The following is a 23,262-nucleotide window of genomic DNA, read 5'->3' as shown; positions in this document are numbered from 1 at the left end:
GAAATTGAACCACGCGTGCAGCCGGTCGGCGCAAGACAAGCCGGCGCCGTCCAGAAGGCTACTGATAAGCCGCCACGATATCCGAGACCGCGCGTTCGAGCTGCTTGGCGGTGGCGCATTGCCGGACCACGTTGCAGAACGGCGCGTAGCGGAACATTTCCGAATCGCCCCAGCCCCAGCCCATCCGGCCCTCGGGATTGAGCCAGACCACGCGCTTGGCGCGCTCCGAGATGGTGCGCAGGATGTCGGTGCGCGGATCGAGATTGTTGCTGCGGGCGTCGCCGAGCACGATCACCGTGGTCTTCGGCGTCACGGCGCGCAGCCAGCGCTTTTCGAAATCCGCCAGCGAGGCGCCGTAATCGGACGAGCCGAACCCGACCTTGGACATGATCTCGCGCATCGCGGCTTCCGGCTCCTGCTTGTCGAGGATGTCGCTGACCTCGATCAGGTGGCCGGAGAACGCAAACGAGCGAACGTCGTCGACCACCTCATGAAGGCTGTGGATCAGCAGCAGGAAGAAATCCGACACCTGCGCCACCGAGCCGGAGACGTCGCACAGCGCCACAATCTGCGGCCGGTCGCGATGCCGCCGCTTCCAGGCGGTGAGGAACGGGATGTTGCCCCAGGCGGCGTTGCGCCGGATGGTTCGGCGGACATCGAGATGGCCGCGGCGCTGCCGCTTGCGCGGCTTGCTGTAGCGCTCGCGCAGCCGCCGCGCGATGGCGCGGATCAGCTCCTTCATCTGCTCGACCTGGCGCCGCTCCAGCCGCATCATCGGCGCGTTGCGCAGCACCTCGTGGCGCAGATTCTCGGCCTCCTCGCGGCCGTACAGCAGCAGCGCCTGCGCCACCATTTCGCGCACGCTGTCGCGCAGGCCGTCGAGCGCGGCGGCGAGCCGTTCGGCCTGCGCCGGGTCATCGGCCTTGAGCCGATCAAGATCGTCGCGCAACCGGCCGATGCCGAGCGCTTCCATCATCCGGCTCTGAAACAGGCCTCGCTGGGTGAAGAACCGGATGTTGGAGAGAGATGCTTCGTTGGCAGCACCGGCGAGCGCGGCAGCAACCGCGCTGCGGTCCTGCGCCAGCAGCATCTGCGCCAGCTCGCCAAGTTCCGGCGGCGCCGAGCCTTCGCCGCCGCCCTGTCCCGGCGCGCTGCCGCCGCTCGGCTGCGACGGTGATGTCGCGTTTTCGGACTGCTGATCTGCCCCTTCCGCGGCGTCCGCATTGGTCTTCGGCTCGGGCCGGCTGAAGAACAGGTCGAAGCACTGCGCCAGCGCCTGCTTCTCGTCCTGGGTCTTGGCCAGCGTCACCAGCAGGGTGTCGCGCAACAGGCCGCGATCGGCGAAGCCGACCTCTGACACCGCCCGCATCGCGTCGATACTCTCGGCCGGCGACACCCGCACGCCGGCGCCGCGCGCCGCCCGGAAGAAGCGGTGCAGCTCCTCGCGCATCAGCCGAACACGCCCTCGCGCCCGGCCTTGGCGACGAAGCCGGAGACCTGCGGCAGCGCGGTTTCAATGTCGGCTTCGTACTTCAACAGCACGTTGAGCGTGTCCTTCACCACCTGGTGGTCGAGCTCGCTCGCCTGCAGCAGCACCAGCACCCGCGCCCAGTCGATCGTTTCGCTGACCGACGGCAGCTTCTTCAGATCGAGCGCACGGATCTGGTTGATGAATCCGACCATCTGCTTGCGCAGTGTCTCGCCGGCGCCGGGCACGCGGCTTTCGACGATGCGCTCTTCCAGCCGCTGTTCGGGGAAGCCGATGTGCAGATGCAGGCAGCGCCGCTTCAGCGCATCCGACAAGTCGCGCTCGCCGTTCGAGGTCAGCAGCACCAGCGGCTTCACCGTAGCGCTGATGGTGCCGAGTTCGGGGATCGTCACTTGGTAGTCGGACAGGATTTCGAGCAGAAGCGACTCGAACTCGGCGTCCGACTTGTCGATCTCGTCGACCAGCAGCACGCAGCCCTGCGGCTGCTCCAGCGCCTTGAGCAGAGGTCGCGGCTCGACGAATTCCTTGGAAAAGAACACGTCGCCAAAATCGTGCAGCCGGCCGAGCGCATCGGTCAGCGTCTGCGCGCCGCCGAGCACTTCGCCGAGCTTGTCCTTGAGGATCTGGGTATAGAGCAGCTGCTTGGCGTATTTCCACTCATACAGCGCCTTGGCCTCGTCGAGTCCCTCGTAGCACTGCATCCGGATCATCTGCAGCCCGCGCCAGCTCGCCAGCGCTTTCGCCAGTTCGGTCTTGCCGACGCCGGCGGGGCCTTCGACCAGGATCGGCTTCTCGATCTTCTCGGCCAGATACACCGCGGTAGCGATCTGGCGGCTGGCGATATAGCCGACCGATGCCAAACCCGCGGTGACGGCCTCGATGGATTGCATCGGCAGATTCGCAGTCATAGCTATTGATTGCTCCAGAGAGATTGGCCGAGGGCGATCTGCCGCTGCTTGCGCGGCTCGCGCGCCACATTGGCCAGCACGTCGAATGCCGCCAGCGATCGGGTGAGTTGGTCGTCGATCCGATCCGGCGGCAGCAGCGCGCGCAGCTCATCGACGAGGTTACGCGCCAGACTGCGAACGCCGATTACGCGCGCGCCATTCGGCGGCTCGCCGCTGTCGAGCGCCCGCACCGCGGCGGCGCTTGCCGCCTGCGCCAGCGACAACAGCCCGGCGAGGCGACCGAGCGTGAGCGCGTGATCCTCGCTGGGCTCGATCCGCGCCGCGACGGTGTGAAGCAGCCAGTCGAGGAAGCCGACAGTGGTGGCGGTCGCGACCGTGTCCTCGAGATCGCGGAACGGCAGCGCCATCGCCGGATAAGCGTCGGACATCGTGCCGATCCGCGCCGACGCCGGCACGACACAGTTCTCGAAGCTCAGCTCGCAATGCGACGCCGGCTTCAGCACGTCGAGCGACGGCATCGGAGTCAACGTTAACCCCGCGGTGCCGCGCGGCAGCAGAAACAGGCCGTAGCGCTTGCGGCCCTGCTCGACGCCGGTGATCACCAGCACCAGAAACAGATCGGCGACCGGTCCGTTGGTGATCCACGCCTTGCGGCCGTTGATGACGTAGGCGTCGGCCCGACGTTCGGCGGTCGTCTGGAGATGCTTCGGATGCGCACCGGCGCCGGGCTCGGAGATCGCCACCGCGGCCCAGCCGCGCCCCGAAGCGATCCGCGGCACCAGCTCGTCGCGCTGCGCCGCGTCGGCGAAGCCGGCGATAAAGAACCGCGCGATCAGTTGCCGCCCGGCGAACGCCGTGGCGAGACCGAGTTCTCCGGTCGACGCCGCAATCGCCCGTTCGGCCTGCGCGATCGCCCCGTAGCTGTCGAGCGCCGTGTCGCCGCCGGGAAGGCCGATCTCGAACAGGCCCGCCTCGGCCATCGGTATGAACGGATCGGCACCGGATTGATCTGCGGCCAGCGCCCGCCACCGTGCGATGCGTGCGGCGACCGCCGCTGTCGTCGCCTCTGTCGTCCCGAGGGTCGCGCCTGACGCGCCCGGTGTTCGAAGCTCACTCATGGCTCCGTGTGTAGAACAAGCCCGCGGCGGCGGCGAGTGTTTGTTGTATTCCGGCAAATGGAATGCGCGCGCGGCGAAGCTGACTCCGCCGCGCGCCATCAATGTCGCCGAAGAGCAAGCTTGGTTACACCGCGTGAACCTTCGGCTCGCGCTCCCAGAACCGCAGTTGCGAGCAAAGCTCCAGGAAACGCTCGGCGTCCTTCAGTCCGCCGAGACTCATGACGCCGCCGTCGGGTTCAACACCGGCCTTCTCGAGCAGTGGCGCGGCATCCTTGGTGACTGCAATAAACTTGGCGTGGGCGAAGGCGTCGGCAACGAAGTCGCGCGCGGTCGCCTCCTGTTGCAGTTGCAGGGCGCCGTCTTGCGAGAGCAGTACCGCGACCGCATCGTACAGCACCGACGGCCCACCATTGACCTTCTGCTTCGCCGGCCGCTGCTTACCATCGGACGCGGTGAAGCCGCCGACCTTCGGGGCGATCAGTTCGACCATCGCGCCTTGCTGTGTAGCGGCGGCCTCGAGCGCCGCCAGCAGCTTGGCGTCGGCGCCGTCGCTGACCAGAATGCCGAGCTTGCGGCCCTTGAAGCTGCCCGGCGCATTCCTGACGATGCTGAGCGCCGGCGACGGCGGCAAATCCGTGATCGGCTTGCGGGCCGGCTCGGCAGCCGCCGGCAGCTTGATGCCGAGACCGTCGGCGACCATCTGGGCGAGCGTCTTGTCGACATTGACGAGATGCGACACCACGCGGGCGCGGATCGCCGGCGTCTCGACCTTGCTGAGTTCGAACACGAACGCGTCCTTGATGTGCGTCTGCTCGATCTCGCTCTGGCTGACGTAGAACTGCCGCGCCTGGCTGTAGTGATCGGCGAACAGTTCGCCGCGGGCGCGCCGCCTCTCGCCGGTTTCCTCGGCCGGGAAGCTGCGGAAACCCTTCGGCGTCTCGCGCGGGCCGGTCCCCCAGCTGTTCGGCTCGTAATTGACGCGGCCACGCGGGTTGTTGAACGCCATGTGGCCGTCCTGGGTGAAGCTGTGGAACGGGCACTTCGGCGCGTTGATCGGCAGGTCGGTGAAATTGGTGGTGCCGAGCCGCTTCAGCTGGGTGTCGAGATACGAGAAGTTGCGGCCCTGCAGCAGCGGATCATTGGTGAAGTCGACGCCCGGCACGATGTTGGCGGTGTGGAACGCGACCTGCTCGGTCTCGGCGAAGAAATTGTCGACGGTGCGATCGAGCACCAGCCGGCCGACGCGGCGGATCGGTACGCGCTCTTCCGGAATGATCTTGGTGGCGTCGAGAATGTCAAACTCGAATTCGTCCGCGAAGGCGTCGTCGAACAGCTGCAGGCCAAGCTCCCATTCCGGATAGTCGCCGGCTTGGATCGCATCCCACAGATCGCGGCGATGAAAGTCGGGATCGGCACCGTTCAGCTTCACCGCCTCGTTCCACACCACCGACTGCATGCCGAGCTTCGGCTTCCAATGAAACTTGACGTAGGTCGATTTGCCCTCGGCATTGATCAGCCGGAAGGTGTGGACCCCGAACCCTTCCATGAACCGGAACGAGCGCGGGATGGTGCGATCGGACATGATCCACAGCGCCATGTTGATCGATTCCGGCATCAGCGAGATGAAGTCCCAGAAATTGTCGTGCGCGGTTTGCGCCTGTGGGAAGCCGCGGTCCGGCTCCTGCTTGGCGGCGTGGATCAGGTCGGGAAACTTGATCGCGTCCTGAATGAAGAACACCGGGATGTTGTTGCCGACGATGTCCCAGTTGCCTTCCTTGGTATAGAGCTTCACCGCGAAGCCGCGGACGTCGCGCGCCAGATCCGACGAGCCCTTGTTGCCGGCGACGGTCGAGAACCGCACGAAGGCCGGCGTGCGCTCGCCGGCGCGCTGGAAGATGTCGGCCGCGGTGATGTCGGACAGCGACTCATAGGTCTCGAAGAAGCCGTGCGCGCCGAAGCCGCGCGCATGCACCACGCGCTCGGGAATGCGCTCGTGGTCGAAGTGGAAAATCTTCTCGCGGAACAGAAAGTCTTCCATCAGCGTCGGCCCGCGCCGGCCGATCTTCAGGCTGTTCTGATTGTCGCTGATCGGAATGCCCTGCCGGCTGGTGAGTGCCGGCATATCGCCGCTGGCAACCTGATGGGTCTCGCCGCCAGGCCCGCGATGGATCGATGCGTCGGCCAGCTTGGCGGATTTCAGTTCGGGATGCTTGTCGGCCATGGAACCTCGCGCAGAAGGACAGAGTGACGGCGGCGCGGCTCTCGCGGCGATCGAAGCTATCGCTGCCGTGTCGATCCAACTGTGCGAGAGAGTCGTCCGCCGCTGGACTACGGCGTGAATGCGGATTGGTTCCTGGGATGAAACGAGGGTGCGGCACTAAGGGGGTGTGATCCTGTTCTGTCATCAAGTTCGTAGGTAAGCGCCACACAACTGTCATTCCGGGGCGCTCACGCATGTGAGCGAACCCGGAATCCAGAGGTTATCGGGTGCCTGCCCGGTCAGACCGAGATTCCTGTATCTGCGAGGTGCTGGTGCATAATCAGCACGACGGAGGCCGCTCGGTAGATTCCCGGCCGATCATCTCGCCGTAACCCGGTGCGGGCGCCTCTGTCGGTGTTGCTTGATCGAACAGTCGCACGGGCATTGCCGTTGCGGTGATCGCCCGCATACAGGACCGATGCCCATGACGATTGCAGTGCCGCTTGCGGTTGCGGCCGGCGTCGATGCCGGCCAACGTTTCCTCGATGTCGCGCTGGCTCCGTCGGGCCAGACCTTCCGGATGCCTAATCTGGCCGAGGGCATCGCCGAGATCATCGCCCGCCTCGAACGCTCCGGCGTCAGGCGGGTGGTTCTGGAGGCGATCGGTCCCTATGCCGAACCGCTGGTCAAAGCGCTTTCAGTCGCCGGCTTCGAAGTCGGTATCGTCAATCCGCGCCGGATCAAGGCGTTCCGCGACGCCGAAGGCGGTCGCGCCAAGACCGACAGGCTGGACGCGCGGCTGATTGCGCGCTTCGCTCTCACTATGCCCGAGACCCTGCGCCCCCTGCCGACCGACACCCAACTCGAGCTGAAGGCGTTGTCGCTCCGACGCCGCCAGCTCACCGAGATGATCGCGATGGAGAAGACCCGGATGAAGCAGGTCCGCGGCACGCTCCTGCTCGATAGTCATCGGGCCGCGATCGCCGCGTTGTCGGCGCAGTGCCAAGCCATCGAGGCCGAACTCGCCAGGCGCATCGGCGACGACGCCGAACTCCGCCGCGTCCTTCACATCCTCAAATCGATCCCCGGCATCGGCGAACGGGTGGCTACGCTCCTCATCACCGACCTACCCGAACTCGGCCAGCGCGATCGCAAGGCCATCGCCAGCCTCGCAGGGCTCGCGCCCCACGTCAGCCAATCCGGCGCAGCGCCGCCTCGCGCCGCCATCGCCGGCGGACGTCCTTGCGTTCGCGCCGCCCTCTACATGGCCGCCCTGGTCGCCGCCCGCCACCACCCCAAGCTCCGCGACGACTACAACGCCCTTCGCCTGCAAGGAAAACCCGGAAAGGTCGCGCTCATCGCAATCGCCCGAAAACTGCTCGTCACGGCCAACGCACTCGTCAAAGCCGACACGCCATATCAAGGTAAGACCCTTGACACATGAGACAGTCGCCGGGTTCGCGCGTTGCACGCGCGCCCCGGAATGACTCGTTGAAACGTAAAGCCCCTCTTCCGCGCGATCGAGGAAACACCCTAATTCAAATGCGCCAGATAATGTGCCAGCGCGTAGATCTCTTCTTCGCTGAGCTGATAAGCGACGTCGGCCATCGCCGCCATTGCGCCGCCGGAGCGCTGGCCGGATTTGAATTCGTTCAGCGCCTTGATCAGATATTCTTCGCGCTGACCGGCGAGCCGAGCGGTCGCCTTGATGCCGGCGAAGCTGTCGGTGTGGCAGGATGCGCAGCGCCGTCCCAGCGCGGCCTCGGCGCCCTTGCGCGACAGCTCGGGCTTCTCATCCGGCTTCAGATTCTTCATCGGCGGCAGTGAGGCAAAATACGCCCCGAGATTGCGGATGTCCTCGTTGCTGAGATCCTCGACCACCGAGCGCATATTGGCGTTCTCGCGGGTGCCGGCGCGGAAGAACACCAGCTGCCATTGAATGTAGAGATCGGGCTGTCCGGCCAGCGACGGGGTGTACTCCATCTTGGAGATGCCGTTCTCGCCGTGGCAGATCGTGCAGACCCCGGCCTTGGCCTTGCCGGCCTCGATGTCGCCGGCGACCAGAGGGGAAGCAAGCAAACCAAAACAGAACGACAGCGACAGCGCAGCAAGCAGGCGAGTCATACAAGGGGCCTCTGTTGGCTCAGAGCTTGTGGTTGGAGTTCGTCATTCCGGGATTCGTCGCGGTCGGCGCAGCCGGCCGGGGCGAAGGCCCGCAATCCATAACCACTGCGATCGGGGTGAATCACGAGGGCGGCGGTCGGGCCTGACAACGGGCCCGGGAACATGGTTTCCGGGTTCGCCGCTGCGCGGCGCCCCCGGAATGACGACGTGGGGAGAGTGCGCTCAGCTCGAGCTCATTTGCTGTAGCTGATGCGATAGATCGCGCCGGCCCAGTCGTCGGCCACCAGGATCGAACCGTCCTTGGCCAGCACGATATCGGCCGGACGGCCGAGATAGCCCTGATCGCCTTCGATCCATCCGGTGGCGAAGTCTTCCTGCTTGGCGTTCTTGCCGTCCGGATCGGCGATCACCCGCTTGATCAGGCCGCCCTGATATTTGTGCCGGTTCCACGAGCCGTGTTCGGCAATGAAGATGTTGTTCTTGTACTCGGCCGGGAACTGATCGCCGGTGTAGAATTTCATGCCGAGCGGCGCGACGTGAGCGCCGAGATTCAGCACCGGCGGAGTGAACTCCGAGCACTGATGCCCCATGGCGAATTTCGGATCCGGCATGTCGCCCTGATGGCAATACGGATAGCCGAAGTGCTCGCCCATCTTGCTGATCATGTTGAGCTTGTCGCTCGGCATGTCGTCGCTGATCCAGTCGCGCGCATTCTCGGTGAACCAGTATTTGCCGGTGCGCGGATCGACGTCGCCGCCGACGGAGTTGCGCACGCCGAGCGCGACGATCTCGGCATTGCCGGTCTTCGGATCAACCCGGCGGATCTGCGACACCGAGGTCGGCGGGATGCCGATGTTGAAGGGCGGGCCGAACGGCACGTAGAACCAGCCGTCCTTGTCGGCGGCGAGATACTTCCAGCCGTGCGCCACGTAGGACGGCATGTCGTCATAGACGACCTTGCCGGAGCCGAGATTGTCCAGATTGGCTTCGGCATTGTCGTAGCGGATCAGTTTGTCGATATCGATGACATACAAAGCACCATCGCGATAGGCGAGGCCGGTCGGCATCTTCAGACCTTTGAGGATGGTCTTGACCTGCTTCTTGCCGTCCTTGTCGGTGATCGCATAGACGTTGCCGAGTCCGAACGAGCCGACGAACAGCGTGCCGTTGTCGCCCCACGCCATCTGCCGCGCGGCGAGGACGCCCGAGGCATAAACCTCGATCTTGAAGCCCGGCGGCAGTTTGATCTTCTTCATCATCGCCGCGAGTTCGGCGTCGGACGAACCGGTCGGCGGACCGGCCGGCGGCGCCAGCCCCTTCTGCGCTTCGGTCTCGTCACCGAGGAACCAATCGGGCGGCGGGTTGGTCCAGAATTCCTTGGTGCCGGATTCGTATTTCTTCAGCCCCTGCGCGCCAGCCTGCGATATCGCAGCGGCCGCCAATGCAATGGCGCAGGCAACAGCGGATCGTGTGAAGACCGGTGTCATCGCGTTCACTCCCTCGGCGGCCATTCCGGCCGCTTTGATTCTTATTAGTTGGAACGGCTCGCGTCGGATCGTCGCCGGCGGAGGACGCCGGTGGCGAGACGCTATCACATCCGTTTCGGGAGAGAAGAACGATTGCGAGTGAATCGCGATGAACATTCGCTGCGCCGCAATCGATGCAGTGCAATGAAGCGCGTAGCTCAAACCAAACGATCAAATCAAAAGCGGGACGGCGGCGAACCGCCGTCCCGCGGCTTTGCCCAGGATCAGAAGATCTTCATGGCGTTCTGCAGCGTGATCCAAACGCCCCAGGCGAGCGGAACGCCGACGAACAGCCAGAACGCCGCGGCACGGGCATCGAGCCCACCCTTGCCGATGCCGTAGGATCCGCCGCCGACATTGGCGGCTGCGCCCTTGGCCTGTAGCGCGGCAACTTCCTCGGGCTTCATGAACCACTTGTCGGCGAGTGGCTTGACCATCGCGTTGCAGATCAGGCCGAGCACCAGCATGCCGGCGAGGATATACATCGTGAAGTCATACACCTGCGCGCGCGGCACGCCGGCGGCGATCTGCGCTTCGCGGATGTAATTGACCACCACCGGGCCGATGATGCCGGCGGTCGCCCAGGCGGTCAGCAGCCGGCCGTGGATGGCGCCGACGAACTGGGTGCCGAAGATGTCGGCCAGATACGCCGGCACGGTGGCGAAGCCGCCGCCATACATCGACAGGATGATGCCGAAGGCCAGCACGAACAGCGCCTTGCTGCCCATCGCGGCGAGCGTCGGCACCAGCGCGTAAAGGACGATGCCGAGGAGAAAGAACACGTAATAGGTATTCTTGCGCCCGATGTGATCGGACAGCGACGCCCAGAAGAACCGGCCGGCGATGTTGAACAGCGACAGCAGGCCGGCGAAGCCTGCCGCAATGCCCGCGATCACCGTTTTCTGCTCGGCGGAGAGCTGATTGAACGACAGGTCCGGCAGACCGATCAGCTTGCCGCCGAAGATCTCCTGCAGCATCGGCGACGCCATGCCGATGACTCCGATGCCCGCCGAAACGTTGAGGCACAGCACCGCCCAGATCAGCCAGAACTGCTTGGTCTTGTGCGCGTCCTTGAGGTGCACCTGATGCGCGGTGATGTAGGCGTTGTTCTTCTCCGGCGGGGTCCAGCCGTCCGGCCGCCAGTTCGGCGGCGCCAGGCGATAGGAGAACGCCCCGATGGTCATGAACACGAAGTAGATAAGGCCCATCGCCAGGAAGGTCTGCCACACGCCGACATCGGTCGGGGTCTTGAAAGTGTTCATCAACATGTTGGCCAGCGGGGCGCCGATCATCGCGCCGCCGCCGAAGCCCATGATCGCCATGCCGGTGGCCATGCCGCGCCGATCCGGGAACCACTTCACCAGCGTCGACACCGGCGAGATGTAGCCGAGACCGAGGCCGATGCCGCCGATCACGCCGGAGCCGAGCCACAGCAGCCAGAGCTGATGCAGATAGATGCCGATCGCGCCGAGCACGAGGCCGCCCGCCCAGCACACCGCCGCGACGAAGCCGGCCTTGCGCGGACCGACCCGCTCCAGCCAGCCGCCCCACACCGCGGCCGAAGCCCCGAGCAGCACGAAGAACAGCGTGTACATCCACCCCATCGAGGCGACGCGCCAGTCGCAGGTGGTGGTGAACAGCTCCTGCATGATGGTCATGTCGGCACAGACCTTCGGCGCCGACAGCCCGACCGCGCGCGACAGCGGCAGCCAGAACACGCTGAAGCCGTACGCCATGCCGATGCAAAGGTGGATGCAAAGTGCCGCCGGCGGCACCAGCCAACGATTGAAACCGGCGGTAGCGATAATCCGTTCGCGATCAAAAATACCCGGCCGTGCGCCGGACAGCCGTCCGGCCCCATCCAATATGGTCATGTCGTTTCCTTCCCCTGTTGCGGCCGTCCGTTTTCGGACTGACCGTCGTCGCATGCGCCCTTGCTAAGTTGCCCCTTTCAACGCCTCCACTGCGGCCCGCACCTCGGGCGCGAGTCCATCACCCCCGGCCTCGAGATGCGCGATGATCGCCCGCCGCATCCGCGGCTCCCAGAACTTCTTCAAATGCTCGGTGATACCCGGCACGGCCTTGTCCGGCCCCTGGCTGCGGAAGAACGCGCCGATCTGATTAGCCATATACACCAGCCGGTCAGGCGACATCGGCAGCTCCCCTGTGATCGATGTCGGTGATGCGCTGCGGATGGCTGAACAGCTCGAAGCCATCGGCACGCGCAATCGCAGCCAGCGTAATGCCGGCAGCCTCGGCCATTCGCACCGCAAGTGCGGTCGGCGCCGACACGGCGACCAGCACGGCGGCGCCGATCGCGGCGGTCTTCTGCACCATCTCGACCGAGACCCGGCTGGTCAGCAGCACGATGCCGTTCGATGCATCGATTTTATCTCGGGCGAGCGCGCCGGCGAGCTTGTCGAGCGCATTGTGGCGGCCGACATCCTCACGCACATGAACAATGCCGTGCTCCGGCGTGAAGTAAGCGGCGGCGTGCACCGCGCGGGTTTCGACGTTCAGCTTCTGCAGCGGCGGCAGGGCCTCGATCGCTGCAATGATCTGCTGCGGCGAGAAGCTGCGGCCGGCACAGACGGTCGCGACCGGACGGACCGCCTCGGCGATCGAGTCCACTCCGCAAAGCCCACAGCCGGTCGGACCCGCGATATGCCGGCGGCGCTGCTGCAGGCGCGCGGCGACATCATCCGCGAGCCACATCCGCAGTTCGACGCCGTCGTCGTGCGGCACGATCTCCAGGCTGTCGATCTCGGCGGCTTGCCCGATCACGCCTTCGCTCAGGCTGAAGCCGATCGCGAAGTCTTCCAGATCGGCCGGCGTCGCCATCATCACAGCCTGGGAGGAGCCGTTGTAGCTGATCGCGACCGGCGTCTCGTCGGGGATCGCGCGCGTGCCGGGTTGCATCCGGCCGTGACGCCAGACCTTGGTCTTGCCGGTGTAGACGGTCGGCCGCGCCATCACTCCGCCGCCTCCGCCGGCACCGCGATCCGCCGCGCGGACGTCGCCTGCTGCTCATAGGAGCGCTGCCATTCCGACCGGCCGTTCGACGGCGCGACCTGCACGGCCGTCACCTTGTATTCCGGGCAGTTGGTGGCCCAATCCGAGTACTCGGTGGTGACGACGTTAGCCTGCGTGTCCGGGTGATGGAACGTCGTATAGACAACGCCCGGCGCGACACGGTCGGTGATCAGCGCGCGCAACGTGGTCTCGCCGGCACGGCTGGCGAGCCGCACCCAATCTCCATCACGGACTCCGCGTTGTTCGGCGTCGTGGGGGTGGATCTCAAGCCGGTCCTCGTCGTGCCACACCGTATTGGCGGTGCGCCGGGTCTGCGCGCCGACATTGTACTGCGACAGGATGCGGCCGGTGGTCAGCAGCAGCGGGAAGCGCGGCCCGGTGCGCTCGTCGGTCGCGACATATTCGGTGATGACGAACTTGCCCTTGCCGCGCACGAAATGATCGATGTGCATCACCGGCGTGCCTTCGGGCGCGCGTTCGTTGCACGGCCACTGGATCGAGCCGAGTTCTTCCAGCCGGTCGTAAGACACTCCGGTGAAGGTCGGGGTCAGCGCCGCAATCTCGTCCATGATCTGCGACGGATGGGTGTAGTTCATCTTGTAACCGACCGCCTCGGCCAGCCGCAGCGTGACTTCCCAATCTTCCAGACCGTTCTTCGGCGACATCACCTTGCGGACGCGCTGAATGCGGCGTTCGGCATTGGTGAAGGTGCCGTTCTTCTCCAGGAAGGTCGAGCCCGGCAGGAAGATGTGGGCGTAGTTGGCGGTCTCGTTGAGGAACAGGTCGTGGACGATGACGCATTCCATCGCTTCGAGACCGGCCGCGACGTGCTTGGTGTTGGGGTCGGACTGCAGAATGTCCTCGCCCTGCACATACAACGCCTTGAACGAGCCCTCGACCGCGGCGTCGAGCATGTTTGGAATCCGCAAGCCCGGCTCGTTGTCGAGCTTGACGTTCCACAACGCCTCGAAGCTCTCGCGCACCGAGTCGGTCGAGATGTGGCGATAGCCCGGCAGTTCGTGCGGGAACGAGCCCATGTCGCATGAGCCCTGCACGTTGTTCTGGCCGCGCAGCGGATTCACGCCGACGCCCGGCCGGCCAAGATTGCCGGTGGCCATCGCGAGGTTGGCGATCGCCATCACGGTGGTCGAGCCCTGGCTGTGTTCGGTGACGCCGAGGCCGTAATAGATCGCGCCATTACCGCCGGTGGCGTAGAGCCGCGCGGCTTCGCGCAGGCTCTGCGGATCGACGCCGGTGAAGGCGGCCGTGGCCTCCGGGCTGTGCTTCTCGTCGGACACGAACGCCGCCCAGTGCTCGTATTCGCTCCAGTCGCAGCGCTCGCGCACGAACGCCTCGTTGGCGAGCCCTTCGGTGACGATGACATGGGCGAGCGCGGTCAGCACCGCAACGTTGGTGCCGGGCTTCAGCGGGAGATGCTGCGCGGCTTCGACATGCGCCGAGCGAACTAGGTCGATCCGGCGCGGATCGATCACGATCAGCTTGGCACCCTGACGCAACCGCTTCTTCAGCCGCGAGCCGAACACCGGGTGGCCGTCGGTCGGGTTGGCACCGATGATCATCACCACGTCGGCATGCTCGACCGAGTCGAAATCCTGCGTGCCCGCGGAGGTGCCAAACGCGGTCGACAGGCCGTAGCCGGTCGGCGAGTGGCAGACGCGGGCGCAGGTGTCGACATTGTTGTTGCCGAATCCGGCGCGGATCAGCTTCTGAACCAGGAAAGTTTCTTCATTGGTGCAGCGCGACGAGGTGATGCCGCCGACCGAGTCGCGGCCGTACTTCGCCTGGATCCGCTTCAGCTCGGAGGCCGCGTAGCTGAAGGCTTCGTCCCAGCTCACCTCGCGCCACGGCTCGGTGATCTTGGCGCGGATCATCGGCTTGAGGATGCGCTCCTTGTGGTTGGCGTAGCCCCAGGCGAACCGGCCCTTGACGCAGGAATGGCCGCGGTTGGCCTTGCCATCCTTGTACGGCACCATGCGGACCAGCTCTTCGCCGCGCATCTCGGCCTTGAAGGTGCACCCGACGCCACAGTAAGCGCAGGTCGTCACCACCGAGCGTTCCGGCGTGCCGATCTCGATCACGCTCTTCTCGTTCAGCGTCGCGGTCGGGCACGCCTGCACGCAGGCGCCGCAGGACACGCACTCCGAGCCGAGGAAGCTTTCCTGCATGCCGGGCGACACCACAGAATCAAAGCCTCGGCCGGCGATCGTCAGCGCGAAAGTGCCTTGCACTTCCTCGCAGGCGCGGACGCAGCGCGAGCAGACGATGCATTTCGACGCATCGTACGTGAAGTACGGGTTTGACTCGTCGAGCCCCGGATTGGGATGCTTCTCGCCGGAATATCCATAGCGCACGTCACGTAGGCCCACGGCGCCAGCCATGTCCTGCAGCTCGCAATCGCCGTTCGCCGAGCAGGTCAGGCAGTCGAGCGGGTGGTCGGAGATGTACAGCTCCATCACGCCCTTGCGGATCTGCTTCAGCCGCTCGGTCTGGGTGTGGACGACGAGACCGTCGGCGACCGGCGTGGTGCACGACGCCGGCGTGCCACTGCGGCCGTCGATCTCGACCAGACACAGCCGGCACGAGCCGAACGCATCGACCATGTCGGTGGCGCAGAGTTTCGGGATCGCGGTGCCGATCTCCATTGCGGCGCGCATGATCGAGGTGCCCTCGGGCACCGAGACGCTGCGGCCATCGATCGTCAGCGTCACCATGGTTTCGGAGGACGAGCGCGGCGTGCCGAAATCGGTTTCGTGGACCAGAGCCATATCGATCGTCCTTTATTCCGCGGCCTGCAGGCGGCGCGGCGCGAGGCCGAAATCTTCCGGGAAGTGAGTCAGCGCGCTCAGCACCGGGATCGGCGTCAGGCCGCCCAGCGCGCACAGCGAGCCGAACTTCATGGTGTTGCAGAGGTCTTCCAGCACGGCGATGTTCGGCGCGGGCCGGTCGCCGGCGATGATCTTGTCGACGGTCTCGGCGCCGCGGGTCGAACCGATCCGGCACGGCGTGCACTTGCCGCAGGATTCGTGCGCGCAGAATTCCATCGCAAACCGCGCCTGCTTGGCCATGTCGACGGTGTCGTCGAACACCACCACGCCGCCATGCCCGACCATGCCGCTGCGCGCGGCGAACGCTTCGTAGTCGAACGGCGTATCGAACAGCGCGCGCGGGAAGTAAGCGCCGAGCGGGCCGCCGACCTGGACGGCGCGCACCGGCCGGCCGCTCAGCGTGCCGCCGCCGATCTCGTCGACCAGCTCGCCGAGGGTGATCCCGAACGCCACCTCGAACAGGCCGCCGTGCTTGATGTTGCCTCCGAGCTGGATCGGCTTGGTGCCGCGCGATTTGCCCATGCCGCAATCCGCATAGGCCTGGGCGCCGCCATCGAGGATGTAGGGCACCGCCGAGAAAGTCAGCACGTTGTTGATCACCGTCGGCCGGCCGAACAGGCCTTTATGCGCCGGCAGCGGCGGCTTCGCCCGCACCGTGCCGCGCTTGCCCTCGAGGCTCTCCAGCATCGAGGTTTCTTCGCCGCAGATATAGGCGCCGGCGCCGACTCGCACTTCGATGTCGAACGAATCCATCGAGTGGCAGATGTGCTCGCCGAGATAGCCGGTGCGCCGCGCCGCCTCGATCGCGGCGTTCATCGCCTCGACAGCATGCGGATATTCCGAGCGGATATAGATGTAGCCCTTGGTGGCACCGACCGAGATGCCGGCGATCGTCATGCCCTCGATGATCATGAAGGGATCGCCCTCCATCAGCATCCGGTCGGCGAAGGTGCCGCTGTCGCCCTCATCGGCATTGCAGCAGATGTATTTTTGGCCGCGCCCGGCCTGCGCCACGGTGCGCCATTTGGTGCCAGTCGGAAAGCCGGCGCCGCCGCGGCCGCGCAGGCCGGATTTGACGACATCGTCGATGATCGCGTCCGAGCTCATCTTCAGTGCGCGTTCGAGCCCGCGATAGCCGCCATGAGCGCGATAATCATCGATCGAGCGCGGATCGACGATGCCGCAGCGCGCGAAGGTCAGCCGGGTCTGCCGCTTCAGCCACGGAATCTCTTCGGTGAGCCCCTGCCTCAGCGGATGCGACGTGCCGGCCACGATCGCATCCAGCAGCGCCGGCACGTCGGCCGGCGTCACCGGCCCATAGGCGACGCGGCCGTCCGGCGTGTCGACTTCCAGCATCGGTTCGAGCCAGTACAGCCCGCGCGAGCCGGGCCGAACCAGATCGACCGGTAGGTCACGGACATGCGCCTGCGCGAGCAGCGCGGCTGCGACCTCGTCGGCGCCGACCGCGAGCGCGCCGGAATCGCGCGGAATGAAGATGCGCAAACTCATCGCTGCGCCTCCGCCAGCAGAGCGTCGAGCTTGCCGGCATCAAGCCGGCCGACTACGCGCTCGTTGATCATCGCCGACGGCGCTGTGGCACACAGACCGAGGCAATAGGCTGGCTCCAGCGTCACTGCGCCGTCCGCGGTGGTGGCCCCGAAGGTCACGCCGAGCCGGGTCTCCGCATGCGCCACTAGCGCGTCGCCGCCCGCGGCCTGGCAAGCCTCGGCGCGGCACAGCTTCAGCACGTGGCGGCCCGGCGGCTCACGGCGGAAGTCCGGATAAAAGGTGAGCACGCCATGAACTTCAGCGCGCGACAGGTTCAGCGCCTGCGCGATCATCGGCTCGGCGTCCTGCGGCACATAGCCGAACGCCTGCTGCAACGCGTGCAGCATCAGCAGCGTCGCGCCTTCCTTGTGCGTCAGCCCGGCGATGATTTCGCTCGCGCGGGCGGGTTCCCATGGTTCGTATTGCATCGGCGCTCTTCGTCGTCGTGGATCGCCGGATGAGAATGAGAATTGTTCAAAAGATCAATAAAGCAGTCCAATGCTGCGATAAGGAATCCGCAACGACAAGGGGCAGCCATAACGAGACGGGGCCGCCATCGCCCTCTCCGTCATTCCGGGGCGCCGCGCAGCGGCGAGCCCGGAATCTCGCAGTTGTGAAGCCAGGAGATTCCGGGTTCGCTCGCGCCCCGGAATGACGGACAGGTCCGCCCGCGATCAGCTCTGCAGCGTCGGCGCGACTTCGCGGGCCACCTGCATCAGGGCGGCGACCAGCGGCGTGTAGGGCTCGCGCGGCGGCACCACGAGGCCAATGCTGTAGGCGACCTTGGGCTCGACAATCGGAATCGTGCGGACTTCGTCGCCGAGCCCGAGCGTCTCGGCGAGCTTGGCCGGCATCACGCTGGCCCAACGTCCGGTCTTGACGTGGGTGTACAGCACGATGATCGAATTCGAAGTCAGCGTCGGCTGCGCGGAGGTGCCGGCGGCGCGCAGCGCGCGGTCGATGATGCGGCGGTTCTGCATGTTCGGCGTCAGCAGGCACAGCGGCACCTGGCCGACCTCACGCCAGGTCACCTGGTCGCGATCCCCGAACATCCCGTCCGGCGAGGTGATCAGCCGATAGCTTTCCTGATACAGCGGTACGCTACGGACTTTGCCGACCGGCTCGTTCTCGGTGTAGGTCAGCCCGGCGTCGACTTCGAGGTTTTCGAGCAGGCCCAGCACTTCCGACGACGTGCAGGACAGGATGCTGAAGCGGACGTTGGGGTGCCGCGCGCGGAACGGCGTGGTGAGCTGCGCCACCATGCCGAGCACGGTCGGGATCGCGGCGATCCGCAGTTCGCCGGACAGCTCGGCCTTCAGCGCACCGATATCCTGGCGCATGGCGCGGCTGTCGGCGACGATCCGGCGCGCCCATTCCAGCGCCCGCTCGCCCTCCGGCGTGAATCCGAGAAACCGCGAACCGCGCTGCACCAGCATCACGCCCAAGATTTCTTCGAGCTGCTTGATGCCGGTCGACATCGTCGGCTGAGTCACGCCGCAGGCCTCGGCGGCTCGGCCGAAGTGCCGCTCCTTGGCGAGCGCGAGTAACAGCTCGAGCTTGTCGATCAAACCGGCCTCTTGGAAATTCTGGTGAATTTCAAGAGTCTTGCCCGATCAGGACGCATTCGGCAAGGCGGCCCAGGCCTTGCACCACCGGACAACAATAACCCCGCCTCCCGGTTGCGCATCGGGAGCGCGGGGCCAGTCTGGGGAGAGACGCTGCCGGCGCGGGAAGCACGAACCATCCGCACCACGCTTCGTCACCGGCAAACTAACTGATCGGCGGGATCGCCGCTTGAGATGGATCAAGCTGACGCTATCGAACTGAAAGGTGCGCAACGCGCTTTACCCAGCTAGTTAGCAATTCTTGTACTGCAAATGCTGGAGACACGTGCACGTCGTCGTCGAAGTGGAATACTTGACGTCATAATAGGCGGGGCCGCTCGAATTGGCCGGACTGTCGGTCGAGCAGCGCGGGAACATCCACACGGTATCGGTCAGATTGACGGTGCCGCTGATCGTGAACCCGAGATTGGGCGTATAGGCGTACGTAACCTCTCCCACGATGAACGACACCTGATCGTTCTGGTTGTTCGGATTGGCCGCGTTGCCGACGGTCCCGTTCAACGACGTCGGCACCGTCAGGCCGGACAGGCTGGTTCTCCCGGTCCCGAAGGTTGCGCCATTATATGAGCGGCTCCATTGCAGGGTCAGGTTGCCGTTTGCGTCGCTGGAAACCTCCGACACGGTGACGGTCAGAAGTGACTTGCCGCTGCTGTCACTGACGGAATATGGCGCGATCGTTGCAGTTGCCCCGGTGAGGATGTTCTGCATCGACGTGGTGCTGAGCGAGGTGTTCTGTGTCACCATGTCGGCCACGGAGTGAGCTGTCGCGCTGACTTTGACGCTGATCGCCATTCCGTTCGCCAGCTCGACTCCGCCAATAAACAGCGCCAGCAGAAACGGCACCACGATCGCAAACTCGGTTGCGGCCACGGCGTCGACGTCGGTCTGCAGGCTCCTGACGGAAACTGATCGGCGGATCATAGGCTGAGGCCTTTACGGGTTGGCAGGCTCGTTCTGAAACGCTGCGGACGCCATGATCAGGCGGGATCCATTCGGCTGGTTTGCCAAGTTGAAGGCGATCGGCCCGAAGAACATCGGCCAGAGATACATCACCCGGACGACGACGATATCGCCGGCATGACCCGGGTTGAATTGCCAGCTGTTGTTGACGTTACCGTTGCTGTCGTAGGTCAGCGTCGGCATGCCGATATCCGTTGACGACCAATTATTGGCAACGTTGACGTCGACCATCAGCCCCGAGCAGCTGAAGAGCACGTTGGCATTGGTGCAGACGGTCTGCTTGAAGGCGGCGGCCGACGCCGCCGGCGTCAGGCTGACATTCTGCGCCTGAACCTGCCCGGTCAGGATCTGGCGGGCCGATTTCCGAACCGTGTTTTCGAGAACCGACTGCGCAAAGAACAACAGAAAGGTTTGGATCAATGCGACAATGATCGCGAAGAACGGCGTGGCGATCAGCGCAAATTCCACCGCGGTGGCGCCTGCGCGATCCTTGGCGAAGGCACCGATACGAACCCGGCCCTGTTTGATTGCTCTCAGTCCAAATCGGGCCATGACGGCTTTCTCATTGCGTGAGGCTGGCAGTACTCGACGCGACCTTGAGGAACAAATCCGTCAAGGCTTGCGTGATGTTGCCGCCGGTTTGGACGTTCGAGAAGAAGCCCGGGGAGGCGCAGGCTTGCAGATTCTGTGCGATGGCGCCGGTCGAAGACGTCGGTTCGTCGTAAGCATCGATCCAACTCATGTACCAACTGTCCGTCACCGGGACATTGGGGGTCTTGAGCTGCAGATACTCCGTATAGAGGATCGCGATCTTGATGCCCCGGTTCTTGATGGTCGTACAGATTGCGGTGTCGAGCGGCTGCTGGCAGCGGCTGTTGGAAGCATAGCTGCCGTTGGGGCAGGACGAGGTGATCTTGTCTTCCACACCATCGGTGACGAGAAACACAACCTCTTGCGGCGTATCGCCCGAAGCATTGCTGCCAAGGCCTGGGCTCGGCATGATCCCGTTGAGGCTGGTGAGAGCCCCCGCGATATCCGTGCCGTTGTCGGTCTTGCAGTTGCTCGGTGAGACCACGCAGTTCTGATAGGCGACGGGCATCAGCGCAATGTTGGAAACCTGAGCGCCAGCCTTCGTCGGGGTGGTGAGCGACGCCAGCGTGTTTAGGCCCAGGTCGAACGTATAGAGAGCCGCTCGGTACGTGGTATTGTTTAGGGCCGACATGCACTGCATGACTCCCCCCGAGATTCCGGACTGCGGGCAGTTCGACCAGGTGTTGAGCAGCTGATTGACAGCGCTGGTCACGAGATCGATCCGCAACGTGATGTTGTTGGCTCGCGCGATGGCGAGGTTATCCTTGGTCCCGCCGTCATGGGCGATATTGGTTTCATGACAGGCGAAGCCGCAGTTCTGCGAGGATGACGCCTTCTGGTATTTCGGAGCAGTGGCAGCAATCAGATTGCTGATGTCGGTGGCAGTCGCACCGATGCCCATCGACGGCGAATCATCCATCAAAAGATAGAAGTTCATGTTTGGCGCGCTGGACGCCTGCGCCGTCGATGCCCCACTGATCGCCCATGACACATTGTTCATCAGCAGTTGGGGGAAGTTGTTCAGGGATGCGGCGTTGTAGGACACCTTGACGGTGCGCTGAAGCCCCACGTCCGTGATCGTAATGGTCGGCGTCGGCACCGTCGCCAACCCGGATGCCAGCCGGTTCGCCGTCGACATGAAGATCGCATAGGCGGTGTTTTGTGCCACCGCGTCGGTTTGCATCAGCATGGCCGGACGAACGGCCGCGATGGCGGCCGCGTCGGCGGCGGCGTCGAGTTGCTGCTTCTTGCGCAACGCCTGGGTGAAGTCGAGCGTCATGCCGAGCAGAAAGATGATGGGAATCATCACGAGCGCCGTAATGACCGCGATGTTCGCTTTGCGATCTCGAACGAAGCGAGACAACAGGGCGTCAGACATGACTTCCATCCCAGTCGCTTTGGTCCAGCGGGCGTCTTTTCGATGGCGTGAAGGCCGAGAAGAGAAGAGCAACAAACGCTCTCTGCTACGTTTTGTAGCAGTGGATGTTGAAGAGGCACCGCTAAGCAATGCTTAAGCCGACCGCGTGAACGTCCGCACTTGAAAGTCGGTCGAAGCTGGTCCGGGCGGTTTGTTTAAGAAGCAGTAAACGCCGAATCCCGGAACGTCTTTCTCGGCCACGGTCTCGACTTAAGGCCTTGTCATCTAGACATTATTTGGTCTGAACGGCGACGATTACACCCAGCATCGGCTCGACCTGAGTGCCCATACTGGCCGCATAGCTGTCGATTAGTTCACTAGCACCGGGCCTCGTTCGCACGCGTTTGCTGCGCCGCTCTCAGTCCGCAACCGGATGGTGTGCCGCAGCGGCGGAATCGATACAGGGAAATCAACACGAATTCGGCTGCGGCAAGAGCGAATCTTGCCGTCAACGATCCTGGACTCGTTCGGGTCGCCTCAACCTCGGACGAACCCCACCAGTAGTTCTGCCTAGCTTCCCGCCCCCGACCGCCGCGTATAGCAGTGGAAGCCGCCGTAGATGCCGGAGCGGTCGCGGTCGAAACCGATGGCGCTGCGTTCGGCGTCGCGCTGCCAGGTCTGTTGCAGCGGAGCCAGCGGCTCGGTCTCAAGCGGGGATTCGGCGCCGGCGGTGCGGAAGATCACCCGCACCTGCTCCTTGCCGGCGCGGTCGATCGCGTCCCACAGCGCGCGAATTTCGTCCGGCGCCATCCAGTCCTGCGAATCGAGCAGCACCACGGCGTCGATCTGGCGGGCCGGCAGGCTCTCCAGGAACACCCGCAGGTTCTCGTGCACTGGGATCACCAGCCCGGCGCCGGCGCGCATCTGCTGATAACGGCTCTCCTGCAGGTATAGCGGCAGGCAGCGGTCGCCCGGCCCCGGATAGCTCCGGCTCAGCGCCTGCCAGGCGAAGTAATTGGTCTCGTTGGGATAGACGTCGATCAGCCGGAGCAGGCGCCGATGCAGCACTTCGTTGAGCGGCTGGTCGCCGCCGAGCAGTTCGCGCTGCTGCGGCGGAATGCCGAGGCTGAACAGCAGCGCCGGGGTCTGGGTGAGCATGCGGGCGAACCGCGAGTGGAACAGCCGGTCGACGCGCTGCAGCGCCGCCTGCCGCTCCGGCGAGTGCGGCGCGCCCTTCAGCAGCACGTTGAGGTCGATCTTGGCGATCTTCGCCAGCAGATGCGCAAAGCCGATGAAGCGGCCGAGCGCGCCGTGGCGATAGAACCCGTCGGTGAAGTAACGGTAGCGCGCCCGGCCGCGGAAGTCGCGCTCGTCCCAGAAGCCGCGGGCATCGAGATCGAGCGCGGGGCGCAGCCGCCGGCGATACAGGTCGGCGTTACCGGCCGCGGTGCCCTCTCCGAAGAACTGCCAGAACGACGCGTAGTCCGGCAGCGCCCGCAGGCCGGCGAGCTTCAGCTTGAGCAGCGCCAGGTGCGCCTCGTTGAGATCGACCGCGAACACCTGCGCCGGCTTGGCGGTGAGGTAGGACAGCGCGTTGCAGCCACCCGACGAGATCGTCACGATGGTGGAGCCGATCGGCAATTGCAGAGCCGCGAGGTCGGCCTCGGGATCTTCCCAGATCTGGGTATAGACCAGGCGACGAAACCAGATCGAAAACAAAGCGTCCCACAACGTCGACTCGCTGCGGTCCTTGCTGTTGCGGACGGCGTCCGCGATCAGTTGCTGCGTGTTCATCAAATCCTCGACTCGGCAATCGATCCAAATTAGCTGCGCAACAATGCAGTTTTGCGACAGCGCGGAACTGATCAGTGCCGCCTCCTTTGTCATCACGCTGTCGCCTGAAATCGCGATGGAAGGCGGATGATGCCGAACCAGGG

Annotated in this window: 18 protein-coding genes; 1 reads left to right on the top strand and 17 read right to left on the bottom strand. The window is 64.8% G+C overall.

The genetic code is table 11. The annotated features are described in order from the left end of the window. Positions 1-58: 58 nt before the first annotated feature. The 4 genes from LRC39_RS03825 to LRC39_RS03810 form a co-directional block, all read right to left on the bottom strand. Entirely contained in the window at positions 59-1,450 is a 1,392-nt protein-coding gene (locus LRC39_RS03825) for a vWA domain-containing protein (protein ID WP_346296389.1), read from the bottom strand. Continuing rightward, on the bottom strand, positions 1,450-2,397 hold the full coding sequence (locus tag LRC39_RS03820) for an AAA family ATPase (RefSeq protein WP_263990556.1): 948 nt from the start codon (positions 2,395-2,397) through the stop codon (positions 1,450-1,452). The genes LRC39_RS03825 and LRC39_RS03820 overlap by 1 nt, the downstream gene beginning before the upstream one ends. Positions 2,398-2,399: 2 nt before the next feature. Continuing rightward, the gene (locus LRC39_RS03815) at positions 2,400-3,515 is read right to left on the bottom strand and encodes an acyl-CoA dehydrogenase family protein (protein WP_346296388.1); all 1,116 of its coding nucleotides are present in this window, start codon (positions 3,513-3,515) and stop codon (positions 2,400-2,402) included. A 124-nt stretch (positions 3,516-3,639) separates the two neighbouring features. Further along, positions 3,640-5,736: a catalase gene (locus tag LRC39_RS03810; RefSeq protein WP_346296387.1), complete on the bottom strand. Its 2,097-nt coding sequence runs from the start codon at positions 5,734-5,736 to the stop codon at positions 3,640-3,642. Between the two features lie 463 nt (positions 5,737-6,199). Here LRC39_RS03810 and LRC39_RS03805 point away from each other — a divergent pair, with 463 nt between their 5' ends. After that, a complete protein-coding gene (locus tag LRC39_RS03805) occupies positions 6,200-7,159 on the top strand; it encodes an IS110 family transposase (RefSeq protein WP_346296386.1) in 960 nt (319 codons plus the stop codon). 89 nt (positions 7,160-7,248) lie between these two features. On the opposite strand, the gene LRC39_RS03800 is transcribed toward LRC39_RS03805, so the two are convergent. From LRC39_RS03800 to LRC39_RS03740, 13 genes are all read right to left on the bottom strand, one after another. After that, positions 7,249-7,839 carry a c-type cytochrome gene (locus LRC39_RS03800; RefSeq protein WP_346296385.1) on the bottom strand — a complete coding sequence of 197 codons (591 nt, stop codon included), beginning with the start codon at positions 7,837-7,839 and terminating at the stop codon, positions 7,249-7,251. Positions 7,840-8,072: 233 nt separating this feature from the next. After that, positions 8,073-9,326: a PQQ-dependent sugar dehydrogenase gene (locus LRC39_RS03795; RefSeq protein WP_346296384.1), complete on the bottom strand. Its 1,254-nt coding sequence runs from the start codon at positions 9,324-9,326 to the stop codon at positions 8,073-8,075. Between the two features lie 263 nt (positions 9,327-9,589). Next, positions 9,590-11,239 (bottom strand): OFA family MFS transporter, encoded by a 1,650-nt coding sequence (locus LRC39_RS03790; RefSeq protein WP_346296383.1) that lies wholly within the window; start codon positions 11,237-11,239, stop codon positions 9,590-9,592. A 63-nt stretch (positions 11,240-11,302) separates the two neighbouring features. Further along, positions 11,303-11,518, bottom strand: coding sequence for a formate dehydrogenase subunit delta (locus tag LRC39_RS03785; RefSeq protein ID WP_012494440.1), 216 nt, complete (start codon positions 11,516-11,518; stop codon positions 11,303-11,305). Beyond that, on the bottom strand, positions 11,508-12,338 hold the full coding sequence (gene fdhD / locus LRC39_RS03780) for a formate dehydrogenase accessory sulfurtransferase FdhD (RefSeq protein WP_346296382.1): 831 nt from the start codon (positions 12,336-12,338) through the stop codon (positions 11,508-11,510). Before fdhD ends, LRC39_RS03785 begins: the two co-directional genes overlap by 11 nt. After that, complete coding sequence (gene fdhF / locus LRC39_RS03775; protein ID WP_346296381.1) at positions 12,338-15,184, bottom strand: formate dehydrogenase subunit alpha; 2,847 nt, start codon at positions 15,182-15,184, stop codon at positions 12,338-12,340. Before fdhF ends, fdhD begins: the two co-directional genes overlap by 1 nt. A 12-nt stretch (positions 15,185-15,196) precedes the next feature. Beyond that, positions 15,197-16,753 (bottom strand): formate dehydrogenase beta subunit, encoded by a 1,557-nt coding sequence (locus LRC39_RS03770; protein WP_346296380.1) that lies wholly within the window; start codon positions 16,751-16,753, stop codon positions 15,197-15,199. Then, positions 16,750-17,220, bottom strand: a complete 471-nt coding sequence (locus LRC39_RS03765) for a formate dehydrogenase subunit gamma (RefSeq protein WP_107342918.1) — start codon at positions 17,218-17,220, stop codon at positions 16,750-16,752. The genes LRC39_RS03770 and LRC39_RS03765 overlap by 4 nt, the downstream gene beginning before the upstream one ends. Before the next feature lie 246 nt (positions 17,221-17,466). Further along, positions 17,467-18,360: a LysR family transcriptional regulator gene (locus LRC39_RS03760; protein WP_346296379.1), complete on the bottom strand. Its 894-nt coding sequence runs from the start codon at positions 18,358-18,360 to the stop codon at positions 17,467-17,469. 288 nt (positions 18,361-18,648) lie between these two features. Next, positions 18,649-19,338, bottom strand: a complete 690-nt coding sequence (locus tag LRC39_RS03755; RefSeq protein ID WP_346296378.1) for a TadE/TadG family type IV pilus assembly protein — start codon at positions 19,336-19,338, stop codon at positions 18,649-18,651. A 12-nt stretch (positions 19,339-19,350) separates the two neighbouring features. Continuing rightward, positions 19,351-19,929: a TadE/TadG family type IV pilus assembly protein gene (locus tag LRC39_RS03750; RefSeq protein ID WP_264075468.1), complete on the bottom strand. Its 579-nt coding sequence runs from the start codon at positions 19,927-19,929 to the stop codon at positions 19,351-19,353. Between the two features lie 10 nt (positions 19,930-19,939). After that, positions 19,940-21,346: a TadE/TadG family type IV pilus assembly protein gene (locus LRC39_RS03745; protein WP_346296377.1), complete on the bottom strand. Its 1,407-nt coding sequence runs from the start codon at positions 21,344-21,346 to the stop codon at positions 19,940-19,942. Between the two features lie 549 nt (positions 21,347-21,895). Then, a complete protein-coding gene (locus LRC39_RS03740) occupies positions 21,896-23,119 on the bottom strand; it encodes a DUF3419 family protein (protein WP_346296376.1) in 1,224 nt (407 codons plus the stop codon). Positions 23,120-23,262 lie beyond the last annotated feature (143 nt).

It is taken from the genome of Rhodopseudomonas sp. P1 (assembly GCF_039642825.1).
GTDB classification, from domain to species: Bacteria; Pseudomonadota; Alphaproteobacteria; order Rhizobiales; family Xanthobacteraceae; genus Rhodopseudomonas; species Rhodopseudomonas palustris_H.
This window is presented reverse-complemented; position numbering and strand designations above follow the sequence as displayed.

Excerpts from the sequence above, each read along its gene's own strand:
- LRC39_RS03765 (WP_107342918.1), bottom strand. The coding sequence starts at position 17,220 with ATGCAATACGAACCATGGGAACCCGCCCGCGCGAGCGAAATCATCGCC.
- LRC39_RS03755 (WP_346296378.1), bottom strand. The coding sequence starts at position 19,338 with ATGATCCGCCGATCAGTTTCCGTCAGGAGCCTGCAGACCGACGTCGAC.
- LRC39_RS03810 (WP_346296387.1), bottom strand. The coding sequence starts at position 5,736 with ATGGCCGACAAGCATCCCGAACTGAAATCCGCCAAGCTGGCCGACGCA.
- LRC39_RS03800 (WP_346296385.1), bottom strand. The coding sequence starts at position 7,839 with ATGACTCGCCTGCTTGCTGCGCTGTCGCTGTCGTTCTGTTTTGGTTTG.
- LRC39_RS03805 (WP_346296386.1), top strand. The coding sequence starts at position 6,200 with ATGACGATTGCAGTGCCGCTTGCGGTTGCGGCCGGCGTCGATGCCGGC.
- LRC39_RS03820 (WP_263990556.1), bottom strand. The coding sequence starts at position 2,397 with ATGACTGCGAATCTGCCGATGCAATCCATCGAGGCCGTCACCGCGGGT.
- LRC39_RS03815 (WP_346296388.1), bottom strand. The coding sequence starts at position 3,515 with ATGAGTGAGCTTCGAACACCGGGCGCGTCAGGCGCGACCCTCGGGACG.
- LRC39_RS03825 (WP_346296389.1), bottom strand. The coding sequence starts at position 1,450 with ATGCGCGAGGAGCTGCACCGCTTCTTCCGGGCGGCGCGCGGCGCCGGC.
- LRC39_RS03740 (WP_346296376.1), bottom strand. The coding sequence starts at position 23,119 with ATGAACACGCAGCAACTGATCGCGGACGCCGTCCGCAACAGCAAGGAC.
- LRC39_RS03750 (WP_264075468.1), bottom strand. The coding sequence starts at position 19,929 with ATGGCCCGATTTGGACTGAGAGCAATCAAACAGGGCCGGGTTCGTATC.
- LRC39_RS03795 (WP_346296384.1), bottom strand. The coding sequence starts at position 9,326 with ATGACACCGGTCTTCACACGATCCGCTGTTGCCTGCGCCATTGCATTG.
- LRC39_RS03770 (WP_346296380.1), bottom strand. The coding sequence starts at position 16,753 with ATGAGTTTGCGCATCTTCATTCCGCGCGATTCCGGCGCGCTCGCGGTC.
- LRC39_RS03790 (WP_346296383.1), bottom strand. The coding sequence starts at position 11,239 with ATGACCATATTGGATGGGGCCGGACGGCTGTCCGGCGCACGGCCGGGT.
- fdhD (WP_346296382.1), bottom strand. The coding sequence starts at position 12,338 with ATGGCGCGGCCGACCGTCTACACCGGCAAGACCAAGGTCTGGCGTCAC.
- LRC39_RS03745 (WP_346296377.1), bottom strand. The coding sequence starts at position 21,346 with ATGTCTGACGCCCTGTTGTCTCGCTTCGTTCGAGATCGCAAAGCGAAC.
- fdhF (WP_346296381.1), bottom strand. The coding sequence starts at position 15,184 with ATGGCTCTGGTCCACGAAACCGATTTCGGCACGCCGCGCTCGTCCTCC.
- LRC39_RS03785 (WP_012494440.1), bottom strand. The coding sequence starts at position 11,518 with ATGTCGCCTGACCGGCTGGTGTATATGGCTAATCAGATCGGCGCGTTC.